Origin of the sequence: Massilia sp. CT11-108, from assembly GCF_047302915.1 — a bacterium.
Classification (GTDB): Bacteria; Pseudomonadota; Gammaproteobacteria; order Burkholderiales; family Burkholderiaceae_D; genus Telluria; species Telluria orientalis.
The window spans coordinates 1-12,020 of the sequence record NZ_JBKYMO010000153.1 but is presented as its reverse complement, the minus strand read 5'-3'; the positions used below and the strand labels follow the sequence as shown (position 1 = coordinate 12,020).

General features: G+C 66.4%; 10 protein-coding genes. 3 read left to right on the top strand and 7 right to left on the bottom strand.

What is annotated here, in order from left to right; genetic code table 11:
* On the bottom strand, positions 1-1,016 hold a 1,016-nt coding region (locus tag ACEN88_RS14290), incomplete at its 3' end, for a Tar ligand binding domain-containing protein (RefSeq protein WP_413340550.1).
* 185 nt (positions 1,017-1,201) lie between these two features.
* Here ACEN88_RS14290 and ACEN88_RS14285 point away from each other — a divergent pair.
* Together ACEN88_RS14285 and ACEN88_RS14280 are read left to right on the top strand one after the other, a co-directional pair.
* Entirely contained in the window at positions 1,202-2,587 is a 1,386-nt protein-coding gene (locus ACEN88_RS14285; protein ID WP_413340548.1) for an aspartate aminotransferase family protein, read from the top strand.
* A gap of 92 nt (positions 2,588-2,679) precedes the next feature.
* Complete coding sequence (locus ACEN88_RS14280; RefSeq protein ID WP_371759419.1) at positions 2,680-3,177, top strand: Lrp/AsnC family transcriptional regulator; 498 nt, start codon at positions 2,680-2,682, stop codon at positions 3,175-3,177.
* A 25-nt stretch (positions 3,178-3,202) separates the two neighbouring features.
* On the opposite strand, the gene ACEN88_RS14275 is transcribed toward ACEN88_RS14280, so the two are convergent.
* The 5 genes from ACEN88_RS14275 to ACEN88_RS14255 form a co-directional block, all read right to left on the bottom strand.
* Entirely contained in the window at positions 3,203-4,099 is an 897-nt protein-coding gene (locus ACEN88_RS14275) for a cell envelope integrity protein TolA (protein ID WP_413340546.1), read from the bottom strand.
* 165 nt (positions 4,100-4,264) lie between these two features.
* Complete coding sequence (locus tag ACEN88_RS14270; RefSeq protein WP_413340544.1) at positions 4,265-7,381, bottom strand: efflux RND transporter permease subunit; 3,117 nt, start codon at positions 7,379-7,381, stop codon at positions 4,265-4,267.
* Between the two features lie 5 nt (positions 7,382-7,386).
* On the bottom strand, positions 7,387-8,562 hold the full coding sequence (locus ACEN88_RS14265) for an efflux RND transporter periplasmic adaptor subunit (protein WP_413340542.1): 1,176 nt from the start codon (positions 8,560-8,562) through the stop codon (positions 7,387-7,389).
* Positions 8,563-8,710: 148 nt separating this feature from the next.
* A complete protein-coding gene (locus ACEN88_RS14260; protein WP_413340540.1) occupies positions 8,711-10,078 on the bottom strand; it encodes an ATP-binding protein in 1,368 nt (455 codons plus the stop codon).
* The gene (locus ACEN88_RS14255; protein WP_413340538.1) at positions 10,075-10,803 is read right to left on the bottom strand and encodes a response regulator; all 729 of its coding nucleotides are present in this window, start codon (positions 10,801-10,803) and stop codon (positions 10,075-10,077) included. The genes ACEN88_RS14260 and ACEN88_RS14255 overlap by 4 nt, the downstream gene beginning before the upstream one ends.
* A gap of 228 nt (positions 10,804-11,031) precedes the next feature.
* Here ACEN88_RS14255 and ACEN88_RS14250 point away from each other — a divergent pair, with 228 nt between their 5' ends.
* Positions 11,032-11,526 carry a Spy/CpxP family protein refolding chaperone gene (locus ACEN88_RS14250; RefSeq protein WP_413340537.1) on the top strand — a complete coding sequence of 165 codons (495 nt, stop codon included), beginning with the start codon at positions 11,032-11,034 and terminating at the stop codon, positions 11,524-11,526.
* 107 nt (positions 11,527-11,633) lie between these two features.
* On the opposite strand, the gene ACEN88_RS14245 is transcribed toward ACEN88_RS14250, so the two are convergent.
* Positions 11,634-12,020: thioredoxin fold domain-containing protein (locus ACEN88_RS14245; protein WP_413340536.1), on the bottom strand; the 387-nt coding region annotated here is incomplete at its 5' end.

Sequence of the window (12,020 nt, the reverse complement as noted above, 5' to 3'; positions counted from 1 at the left end):
TTCCAGACCAACATCCTGGCGTTGAATGCGGCGGTGGAGGCCACCAGCCGGTCGGCGTCGCGCGCGCTGTCGGCGTTCTGCTTCACGGCCCGGGCCACCTGGTCCATCGATGCCGCCGTCTGCCGCAGGGCGTTGGCCTGCTCCTCGATCTGGCCGCGCAAATCCGCGCTGCCGCCGGCGACCTGGGTCGACGCGGCGCCGATCGTCACCGCCGTGGCGTCGATCCGGCCGATGGTCCGGGTCAGGCTGCGCTGCATGGAATCCATCGCGGCCAGAAGGCTGCGCCGGTCGTCCGCGCGCAGGGCGACCGCGCCGCTCAAGTCCCCTGCCGCGATACGGCGCACGATGGCGGCGGCGTACGCCGGCTCGCCGCCGAGATCGCGATAGATGTGGCGGATCAGGTAGCCGCCGAACAGCGCGGCGGCAAGCGTGCCCAGTGCAATGGCCGCTGCCGCGCCGTTGCGCAATACCGTGTAGCGCGCGGCTGCCCGCTCGTACTCGCGCCGTGCCGCGTCCACCTGCAGCCGGCGCAAGCCGTGCATGTCCTCCGCGACCTCGCCCGCCATCGGGCGCATGTGCTCCTGCGCGGCCTTGGCCGCTTCCACATCGCCGCTCCGCAGCGCGGCCATGGCCGGCCGCAGCCCCTCGTCCCGCATCCGCGTCCAGGCGGCGCCGAAGCGGTCGGCCAGGCGCCGCTCCTCTCGCAGGACGGCGGCGGGCAGGCAGGCGCGCCAGGCCTCGTCGATCTCGGCGGCGTTGCGCTCGATGCGCGCCGATTCGGCCTTGATGTCGGCCATCGGGTCGTTGATGGCCTGCGCCAGCGACAGGCGGTTTTGCAGCAGCAGCGCGTCGATGCGCGAGATCCGCTCCAGCATCAGTGCGCGGTTCTCGTACACCTCCTTGAGGCCCTGGTTGGCCAGCTGCATGCCATGCAGGCCGAGCACGCCGATGCCGGCCGCGAGGACCGACAGGAAGGCGATCACGATGCCGAGGCGGGTCTTGATGGTGAGGGTCAAGGCAATCTCCTGGTGGGCTACGGGCTGCGTCGGGCAGGCAGTATCGCACCGGGTGCGCAGCAGGAAATTCCGAATCCTTCGCAATTACGCAATGCCCGCCATGTTTTCCACCGTGCCGGCGGCAGCTATCGCTGCGCGCCCGTGGCTACCATGTCGCTGTCTTCCCCTTTCATCTGGAGCCCTTCATGCCTACCCATTCCCTCGTCGCGCTGGACCGCGACCACCTGATCCACCCGCTCGTGAATTACCAGGCCCATGAGCAAAGAGGGGTCACGATCCTCGAATCGGGCCACGGCGCCTACCTGCGCGACGCGCAGGGCACGGAACTGCTGGACGCGTTTTCCGGCCTGTGGTGCGTCAACGTCGGTTATGGCCAGGAGAGCGTGGTCCGGGCCGCCGCCGAGCAGATGCGCAAGCTGCCTTATGCGACCGGCTATTTCCATTTCGGTTCCGAACCCGCCATCCGCCTTGCCTCACGCCTGGTGGAACTGGCGCCGGCCTCGCTGCGCCACGTGTATTTCACGCTGGGCGGCTCGGACGCGGACGATTCCGCCATCCGCTTCGTCACGCACTACTACAACTCGACCGGCCGTCCGACCAAGAAGCAGTTCATCTCGCTCGAGCGCGGCTACCATGGCTCGTCCACGATGGGCGCGGGCCTGACCGCGCTGGCCGTGTTCCACCACAATTTCGACCTGCCCCTGCCCCAGCAGCACAAGATTCCCTCGCCCTACCCGTACCGCAATCCGGCCGGTTCCGATCCGGACACCATCATCCGCACGTCGGTCGAGGCGCTGCGCGCCAAGGTCCGCGAGCTGGGCCAGGACAATGTAGCGGCGTTCTTCTGCGAACCGATCCAGGGCTCCGGCGGCGTGCTCGTGCCGCCCAGGGGCTGGCTCAAGGCGATGCGCGACGCCTGCCGCGAACTGGACATCCTGTTCGTCGTCGACGAAGTCATCACGGGCTTCGGCCGAACGGGCCCGATGTTCGCGTGCGAGGAGGAAGGCGTGGAGCCGGACCTGATGGTCGTGGCCAAGGGTCTCACGGCAGGCTATGCGCCGATGGGCGCCGTGCTGATGTCCGACGCGGTGTACCGCGGCATCGCCGACCACATGCCGGCCGGCGTACCGGTGGGCCATGGCCATACGTATTCCGCCCACCCGGTGAGCGCCGCGGTCGGCCTCGAAGTGCTGCGCCTGTACACCGAAGGCGGGCTGCTGGCCAACGGCCAGGCCCAGGCACCGCGCTTCGAACAGGGCCTGCGCGACCTGCTCTCGCACCCGCTCGTCGGCGACGCGCGCAGCCGCGGGCTGCTCGGCGCGCTCGAACTGGTCGCCGACAAGGCCGACAAGACCCGCTTCGACCCCGCGCTGAAGCTGCACGAACGCATCGCCGTCGCGGCCTACCGCAACCGCCTCGTGTTCCGCGCCTTCGGCGACAACGTGCTCGGCTTCGCCCCGGCCCTGTGCTATACGGCGGATGACTTCGACCTGATGTTCGAGCGCCTGACCCGGACCCTCGACGAGGTGCTCGACCAGGCCGACGTGCGCCGCGCGCTCAAGACAATTTGATGTGGCCTCAGGGAAAAATCATCATATGCATTACAGAGACGCTGATAGTATGATGATTAGCATCAACGGCGAGACAGAAATGGCAGGCCACGATGATCCCTGATACCCTCAAGCTGGACCGGATCGACATCCGCATCCTCAGCCACCTGCAGCGTAACGGCCGGGTCACGAATGTCGACCTGGCCGATGCCGTGGGCCTGTCTCCCAGCCCGTGCCTGATCCGCGTGAAGCGCCTGGAGAAGGCGGGCTACATCAACGGCTACGGGGCCCATCTGCAGCTCGAGAAACTCGGCGACATGCAGGTGGTCTTCACGCAGGTCACCCTGTCGGACCACCGCCGCGAGGACTTCGCCAAGTTCGAGGCCGCCATCCGTAGCATCGACGAGATCGTCGAATGCCATCTGGTCAGCGGCGGCTTCGACTACCTGCTCAAGTTCGTCACCCGCAGCGTCGCCCACTACCACAGCATCGCCGAGGACGTGCTCCGGCAGAGCATCAACATCGAGAAATACTTCAGCTACATCGTGATCCAGTCGCCCTTCGTCAAGCACCACTATCCGATCGAGAAGCTGTTCTCCTCGCACGAGTGACGATGCCTGGGCCGGCAGCCCCGGCCTAGCGCGGCGGTTTGTATTCCGGGAACATTTCCTTGTACAGGAAGGCCATCAGTTCGTCCGTATCCTGCGGCCGGGCCGACAGCGTGACGACGCGGTTCAGGCGGTGCGAATCCCACTCGAAGTCGCCGGTCTTTTCCTTGCGGATCAGCTCGATCATCTTCTTGACGATGGCCGTCTCGATGTCCGGGTCGCTGCCGCGCTCGACCGTCACCGCCGTCAGCCAGCGGCGCTTGAAATTCGGGTTCCAGCCGCGGAATTTCAGGTCCGCCCGGCTGAACGTCTTGTTGGAGATGCTGAACACGCCGCCCGTCTCGTTCGGATCCTGGCCGCCGCGGCCGTTGATGGCGGCGATGTTCGCGAGCGCGTTGCGTGTGCCGCGCGCGGCTTCGCTTTCCTCGGCCTGGTCCGTCTGCGCCGGGGCGCCGCGGCGCTTGCGCTGGGCCTCGATATAGGCCTGCATGTCGACTTCCTGCGGCGGCGTCTTCGTCTCTTCCTTCGGCGGCTGCGGCTTTTCCTCCACCGTTTTGACCTCCGGCACGGTGATCGTGTTCGGCAGGCGCGGCATCGTGATGCGCGGCGGCGTGAACTTCGGCGCGGCCGCTGCCTTGGCGGTGTGCTTCGGTGCCTGCTCGGCCGGCTTGGCGGCGGGCTTGTTCTGCTTCAGCGGCGGCAGCCACACGACGGCTTCGCCGGCTTTCGGCGGCGCGTGCCTTTCGACTTTCGGCTGGAACAGCCAGACGGCCACGAGCAGCAGGTGCAGCCCGATCGTGATCGCGATGCCGGTCCGGTTCGGGCCCTTCTGCCCATAGATGACCACTTTCCGTCCGGGCAGCGGCTGGCCGCAATGTGCGCAGACATCGCTGTCTTCCAGCGGGATATGGGAATGGTCACGCAAGATAATGAACGCCTCCGGTCGGAGGACAAATAAATGATATTGACGAGGCGCAGTCTAACCCGTTTGGATTAGCCGCGCACGCGCTGTTAAGGATCTGTAATGAGAGTACAAGCTGGGTAGCTTAATGGTTGTTACAGTGTGTATCAACCTTGCCCAGCAGAATCGTCACGCCACCTTCGTCAATACCGGCTTCCGCCCCTGCTCCACATCCACGAGCTGCGTATCCGTCATCGGGCCGCTGCCGCTGTACTTGTCGAGGTACAAATAAATCACCGGGGTGATGTACAGCGTGATGACTTGCGAGAAGATCAGGCCGCCGCACACCGCGAGACCCAGCGGCTGGCGCAGCTCGGCGCCGGCACCGAGGCCCAGCGCGATCGGCAGCGCGCCCATCAGCGCGGCCAGCGTCGTCATCAAGATCGGGCGGAAGCGCAGGATGCACGCCTCGCGGATCGCCTGCTCCGGCGCCATGCCCCGGTTGCGCTGGGCGTCGAGGGCGAAGTCGATCATCATGATCGCGTTCTTTTTCACGATGCCGATCAGCATCAGGATGCCGATGATGGCGATCATCGTCAGGTCCAGGCCGAACAGGCGCAAGGTCAGCAGCGCGCCCACCGCGGCGGACGGCAGGCCGGCCAGGATCGTGATCGGGTGGATGAAACTCTCGTACAGCACGCCCAGCAGCACGTAGATGACGCCGACCGCGGCGACGATCAGGATCAGCTGGCTCGACTGGGAATCCTGGAACACGGCCGCGTCGCCGCCGTATTTCGTGATGATCGACGCGGGCAGCTTCATGTCGCGGCCCATCTGCTCGATGGCGGCCGTGGCGTCGCCGAGCGGCGCGTCCGGCGCGAGGTTGAACGACAGCGTGATCGCCTGCAACTGGCCCTGGTGGTTGACGGCGATGGGGCCGACCGTGCGTTTCACCGTCGCCACGCTGGAGAGCTGCACCAGCTGGCCCGTCTTGCTGCGCACGGACAGGCGCGACAGCGCGTCCTCGAACTGGCGGTCCTCGTTGGCCGTTTCCAGGATCACGTAGTAGCTGGCCGCGCTGGAATAAATCGTCGAGACCTGGCGCTCGCCGAACGCCGCGTACAGCGCTGTGCGGATATCGCCCAGCTGCACGCCCAGCAGGTTCGCCTTGTCGCGGTCGATGTCGAGCTTGGCCTGCAAGCCCTTTTCCTGCGTATCGCTCGTCACGTCACGGAACAGCGGGTTGTTGCGCATGCGTTCCTGGTACTCGTTGGCCCACTGGCCGATGTCCGCCCCGGACACGCTCTGCAGCGTGTACTGGTAGCGGCTCTTGCTCTGGCGGCCGCCCAGCTGCAGGTTCTGCACGGGTGCCATGTAGACGTTGACGCCGGCGATCCCGCGCAGCGACTTGCGCAGGCGGTCGACGACTTGCGGCATCTTGTCGCGCTGGTTGCGGGGTTTCAGCACGATGAACATGCGGCCGTTGTTGCCGCCGCCGGTGAACGACGTGACGTCCTGCACGGCCGGATCGGCCTGGATGACTTCCGCCACCTTCGTCTGCAGCACGACGAGCGCGGACGACGAAATGTCCTCGGCTGCCTCGGTCGTCACGCGCAACTGGCCGATGTCTTCCTCGGGGAAGAAGCCTTTCGGGATGGTCGTGTACAGCACGACGGTCAGCGCGAACGTGCCGAACGCGACGATCAATACGACGAAGCGGTGCTTCAGCGCCACGTCGAGCGTCTTCTCGTAGGCATTGCGCAGCGCCGTGAAGCCGCGCTCGAAATGGCGGCCGATGAAGGTTTTCTCTTCCGTGTGGTCGTGGCCATGTGCCGGGAGCAGGCGCGATGCCAGCATCGGCACGAGGGTCAGCGACACGGCGGCCGACACGAGGATCGCGAGGCCAACGATGACGGCGAATTCGTGGAACAGCAGGCCGATCACGCCCGGCATGAAGAAGATCGGGATGAACACGGCGATCAGCGACACCGAGATCGACACGATGGTAAAGCCCATCTCGGCCGAGCCGTCGAGCGCGGCGCGCAGCGGCTTCTTGCCCATCTCGATGTGACGCACGATGTTTTCCAGCACGACGATCGCATCGTCGACGACGAGGCCGACGGCCAGCGTGATGCCCAGTAGAGAAATATTGTCGAGGCTGTAGCCGAGCCAGAACAGCAGCGCCAGCGCGCCCAGCAGCGAGATCGGCATCGTGATCGCGGGGATGAACGTGGCCGACGCGCGGTGCAGGAACAGGAAGATCACGAGCACGACGAGGCCCACCGTCAGCGCCAGCGTGAAGTTCACGTCGTGGATCGCCTCGCGGATCGATCTGGAGCGGTCGTTGACGAGGTTGATCTTGATGGACGCCGGCAGCTGCGACTGGAAGCGCGGCAGCAGGCGGCGCACGCCGTCGACCACTTCGACCGTGTTCGCGTTCGGCTGGCGCTGCACGAGCAGCACGATGGCGCGCTCGCCATTGTAGGCGCCGAAGGCCCGGGTCGACTGGTAGCTGTCCTCGACGGTGGCCACGTCGCGCAGGCGCACCGGCAGGCCGTCGCGCGTGGCGACGATCAGGTTTTCGAAGTCGGCCGCCTTCATCATCTGGGCGGGGCCCTGGATGGTCATGGTCTGCTGCGGGCCGTCGAGGATGCCCAGCGCCGAATTCGAGTTGGCCGAGCGCAGCGCCGTCGCCAGCTCGTCCATCGTGATGTTGCGGGCATTCATGAGATCGGTCTTCGCGCGCACGCGCACGGCGAAGCGCTTGCCGCCGTTGACGGACACCTGCGCCACGCCCGGCAACGTCGAGATCGCGGGCGACACGAGGTTTTCCGCGTAGTCGTTCAGCTCGGACAAGTTCATCGACGGCGACGTCATCGTCATGAACAGCACGGGCGCATCGGCCGGATTGACCTTGCGGTACGACGGCAACGTCGTCATTTCCTGCGGCAGCTGGCGCTGGGCTGCAAGAAGTGCGGCCTGGACGTCGACGGCGGCCGCGTTGACGTCGATCGACGGGTCGAATTCCAGGGTGAGCGACGTGCTGCCCTGCGTGCTCGTCGACGTGATCAGGTTGATGCCGGCGATGGTCGAGAACTGCTTTTCGAGCGGCAGCGCGACGGACGACGCCATCGTCTCGGGACTGGCGCCATCCAGGTTGGCGTTGACGTTGATGACGGGCGTGTTATAGCTGGGCAGCGCCGCGACGGGGATGTGCGAATACGCCAGGATGCCCACGAGGATCAGGCTGATCGACAGCAGCACGACCATCACGGGCCGGCGGATGCACAGTTCGGACAGGTTCATCGTGTTCAGCCCTTGTCGGCGACGTGGACGTCTTTGCCCTTGCCTTTACCCATGTCGGACGCCAGGCGGACCTTGGCGCCCGGGCGCACGTTCTGCTTGCCGTCGGTAATGACCTGCTCGCTGCCGGCGAGACCGCTGACGGCCGCATCGACGCCCGCCCCGTACACGCGGCGCACGGGCACGAGGCGGGCCGAGTGGTCCTTCTCGAGCACGTAGACGAACGTGCCCTGGGCATTGGTGATGATGGCGTTCTGCGGGATCACGACGGCATCCTTCAAGGTCTGCACGATGACCTTCGTGCTCACGTACTGGCCGGGCCACAGCGTGGTCTCGCGGTTGTCGAACTCGGCCTTCACCTTGATCGTGCCGGCTTGCGGGTCGACCGTGTTGTCGACGAAGCTCAGCAGGCCCTTCACCGGTGCCAGGTCGGCGCCCGGCAGCGCCTCGACCTCGACCTTGCCCCGCTTCTGCGCCGCCAGCAGCGACGGCAGGCTGGATTCCGGCAACGTGAACGCGACGGTGATCGGGTCGAGCTGGGTGATCGTCGTGAGCGACGTCGCCGGCTGCACGAGGCTGCCCGGATAGACGTTGATGCCGCCCACGCGGCCGGACATCGGCGCGCGGATCGCGGTGTAGCTCGTCGTGACGCTGCTCGCGCGCGCGGCGGCGCTGTCGGCCTGCAGGGTGGCGCGGGCCTGGTCGACCTGGGCACGCAGCGTGTCGACGGCGCTCTGGGCGATGAAGTGCTGCGCGAACAGGTCCTGGCTGCGCTTGTATTGCCGCTCGAGGTCGGCCAGCGACGCGCGGTCGCGCGCGACCTGGGCCTGGGCCTTGTCGAGGTTGGCGCGGTCTTCGCGGTCGTCGAGCGAGAACATCAGCTCGCCCTGTTTGACGAACTGGCCTTCCTTGATGTGGACTTGCCGGATGGTCGCGGTCGTCTGCGGGTGCAGGTCGACGGCGCGGACCGGCGTCACGGTGCCGTTGGCCTGCTGCACGACGGCGACGTCCTGGCGGTGCGGCGCCACGACGTTGACGACGGCCGGCGGCTGCGCCCCTTTACCCTTGCCGCCCGGGGCGGCGGCCCCGTCGGCATGCGCATCGGAACCGCGGTTCACGGCCCACGTGCCGGCGCCGACGGCAATGACAATGCCGGCGACGATCGCGATATTCTTGGTCTTCATTCCACTCCCTGTGCCGCCTGTCCGCGGTCTTTCTCTTTGTGTATTTATGCGATGAGGGTGACGCCGGCCGCAAGACCGAGTCTCCGCCGGAGATTGTCCCACACGGGTGTAACAGTAATGTTTCTGCCCGTGCGATTTTTCAGCGTGCTTATTTGCCGGGATAAAACTCCGGCAACATCAGGGTCGCTTCGAGCCCGCCTTCCGGATGATTGGCGAGGTTGATGCTGCCGCCGTGCTGCTCGGCGATGTTGCGGGCGATGGTGAGCCCGAGGCCCGTGCCGCCCGATTCGCGCGAGCGCGACGTCTCCACCCGGTAGAACGGGTCGAACACGCGGGCCAGCTCGGCGCCCGGGATGCCGGGGCCGGCATCGCGGATGCGGATGCGCGCCGCGCCGTTGATGCGGTCGACGCTGACCCTGGCCGCGTGGCCGTACTTGACGGCGTTGTCGATCAGGTTCACCAGGCAGCGGCGCAGGTCCATCGGCCGGCCCAGCAGCGCCATGCCGGCGTGGCCCGTCAAGGTCACGCGCTGGCAGCTCTCGGCCGCGTCGGCGACGACGGAGTCCAGCAACGAGTCGAGGTCCAGCATCTGCATGGCCTCGTTCGTGTCCATGCTGCGCGCCAGGTCGAGGCCTTCGCGCACCATTGCCTGCATCGCGGACAGGTCGCCGATCAGGCGCTCCTGCAGTTCCGGCTCGTTGACCTTTTCCAGGCGCAGGCGCATGCGCGTGAGCGGCGTCTGCAGGTCGTGCGTGATGGCGGCCAGCATCTGCGTTCGCTGGAAGATGTACTGGCGGATGCGCGCCTGCATCGCGTTGAAGGCGGCGCTGGCCTGGCGGATCTCGTCGGCGCCCGTGAGGTCGAGCGGCGGGTGGTTGATGTCGTTGCCGAGGTCTTTCGCGGCCTGCGCCAGCTGCTTCAGCGGCCGAGTCGTCATGCGCGCCACGAGGTAGGCGAGGAAGGCCACGCTGACGAGGAACATCGAGATCGTCCACGTGTAGTCGGTGCGTTGCGGCGACGTGGCCGAGCGCGGCGGCAGCACGGACAGCACGAGGTCGTCGCCGTCGCGCAGGCGTACGGCGATGCTCTCGCACGTGCCGCGCCACTTCATGCGCAGCAGGCCGAACACGACGGGCTGTTCGCGCGCCGTCGAGCACGCGGCGGGACGCGCGGCCAGCGACCGCATCACATACCCTTTGCCCATGCGGGCGGCGAGCGCCTGGGTGAATTCGGAGTTGGTCGGGGCAAGCGCCGCCGGATGGGTGTCGACGTCGGCGAGCTGCATGCCGGGACGGTTGGCCACGTCGAGGTAGGCCTTGCGTGCGGACTCGGGGACGATCTCGGTGGCCATGATGAGCTGTTCGGCCCGGTCGAGGTTGTGCAGGTCGCGGAACTCGTCGATGACGCGCGCGCGTTCGGCGTCGGCCAGCAGCTGGGTCAGCGCGGCCGTGAGCACGATGCCCAGCAGCAGGGTAGCAAACACGCGGCCCGTCATCGAGCCGAGGAAAGCTCTCACGCGCTCGGCTCCACCGTGACCTGGCCGGCCAGCACGTAGCCGCCGTTGCGGACGGTCTTGATGATCTGCGGCATGCGCGCATCCTCGCCCAGCTTCTGGCGCAGGCGGCTGATCTGGATGTCGATCGAGCGGTCGAACGGATCGGCGTCGCGGCCCTGCGTGAGGTTCAGCAACTGGTCGCGGTTCAGCACGCGGTTCGGGTGCTCCAGGAAAACGCGCAGCAGGCGGAACTCGGCGCCCGACAGCATGATGACGACACCTTGCGGATTGACGAGATGGCGCGCGGTGAGGTCGAGCGTCCAGCCCGAGAATTTCATCTGCTGCACGTTCTCGACCTGCGAGTTCGGCGGCATCGCGTGGCTGCGGCGCAGCACGCTGCGGATGCGCGCCAGCAGTTCACGCGGCTCGAAGGGCTTCGGCAGGTAGTCGTCCGCGCCCATTTCGAGGCCGAGGATGCGGTCCAGAGGCTCGCTGCGGGCAGTGAGCATGATGACGGGCATGGTCGAATGCGCGCGCAGCTTGCGGCACAGCGTGAGCCCGTCGTCGCCCGGCAGGTTCAGGTCGAGCACGATCAGGTCCGGACGCGACTCGTCCAGGAGTTTCCACATGGCGGTGCCGTCGGCCGCGGCAAGCGCGCGGTAGCCGTTCGCTTCGAGGTAATCGGCCAGCAGCGAGCGGATATCGCGGTCGTCGTCGACGATCAGGATGGTAGATGGATTGTCCATATCGCCATTATCGCGAGTTGTTCGAACCCTGAACAGTCACTTTGTATCGGCTTGTATATGGATCTTCCAGGGAAACAAATTGATACAAAGAACGAGAGACGGGAAACGCTGCGCTTACATCTTGCGCCCATGATGGGAACCGTGCGAAGACGACGCGATGCACGCAGATCGGAGCATGAAGACAACGTTTGGCGGTTTGCCAACTTTAACCCTACTAGGAAACCTGAGATGAAAACCTATCGCAAACACCTCCTCGCCGCCCTGTCCGCGCTGACCCTCGGCGCTGCCGCACTGGGCGCCCATGCACAGACGACGGACCAGGCCGCACCGCAGGCCCGCCACGGCATGCAGCACCAGAAGCTGACGCCGGAACAGCGCGCGCAATTCCGCGCCAAGCGGATCGCGAAGCTGCACGACCAGCTGAAGATCACGCCGGCCCAGGAAAACGCCTGGAATGCGTTCGTGGCGTCGATGCAGCCGCCTGCACGCCAGCCCCACGACCGGGCCGCTTGGGCCAACCTGACGGCGTCGGAACGCATGGCGAAGATGATCGAGCGGCAGAAGCTGCGCACGGCCGCCCTCGAACAACGCCAGGCGTCGCTGAGCACCTTCTACTCGGTCCTGAGCGCGGACCAGAAGAAGACGTTCGATGAGAAGGCGGCACGCTTCGGACACCGTGGCCATGGTGGCTGGCAGCATCGCGGCCACACCGCACAAGGCTGAATACCCACCCTCGCTCCCGCGAAGGCGGGAGCCCAGGTTTCTCGACCAAGCCACGAACCCGGGCCCCTGCCTTCGCAGGGGCGACGTGGCTTTGTACAGCGTGAGGATTACTGCAGCTTGCCCAGCGAACCCAGGAACTTGTTCGCATCCTGATAGCCGATCACCCGGCTATCAGGAATCTCTTTCCCCTGCTTGTCGAACAGGATGATGCCCGGCGGCCCGAACAGTCCGAAGCGCTTGAGCAGCGCCCGGTCATCCGCATCGTTGGCCGTCACGTCGACCTGCAGCAGCACCGTGTTCGCCAGCCGCGCCTTGACGGCCGGATCGACGAACGTCAGCTTTTCCATTTCCTTGCACGACACGCACCAGTCGGCGTAAAAATCCAGCATCGCGGTGCGGCCACCGGTGGCGGCCAGCGCGGCGTCGAGCTGGTCGACGGTCTTGATGCGCGTGAACGCGAGCGGCAGCGCGGGCATTGGGCCGGTCTCGCGCTC

Excerpts from the sequence above, each read along its gene's own strand:
- ACEN88_RS14280 (WP_371759419.1), top strand. The coding sequence starts at position 2,680 with ATGATCCCTGATACCCTCAAGCTGGACCGGATCGACATCCGCATCCTC.
- ACEN88_RS14250 (WP_413340537.1), top strand. The coding sequence starts at position 11,032 with ATGAAAACCTATCGCAAACACCTCCTCGCCGCCCTGTCCGCGCTGACC.
- ACEN88_RS14270 (WP_413340544.1), bottom strand. The coding sequence starts at position 7,381 with ATGAACCTGTCCGAACTGTGCATCCGCCGGCCCGTGATGGTCGTGCTG.
- ACEN88_RS14265 (WP_413340542.1), bottom strand. The coding sequence starts at position 8,562 with ATGAAGACCAAGAATATCGCGATCGTCGCCGGCATTGTCATTGCCGTC.
- ACEN88_RS14285 (WP_413340548.1), top strand. The coding sequence starts at position 1,202 with ATGCCTACCCATTCCCTCGTCGCGCTGGACCGCGACCACCTGATCCAC.
- ACEN88_RS14255 (WP_413340538.1), bottom strand. The coding sequence starts at position 10,803 with ATGGACAATCCATCTACCATCCTGATCGTCGACGACGACCGCGATATC.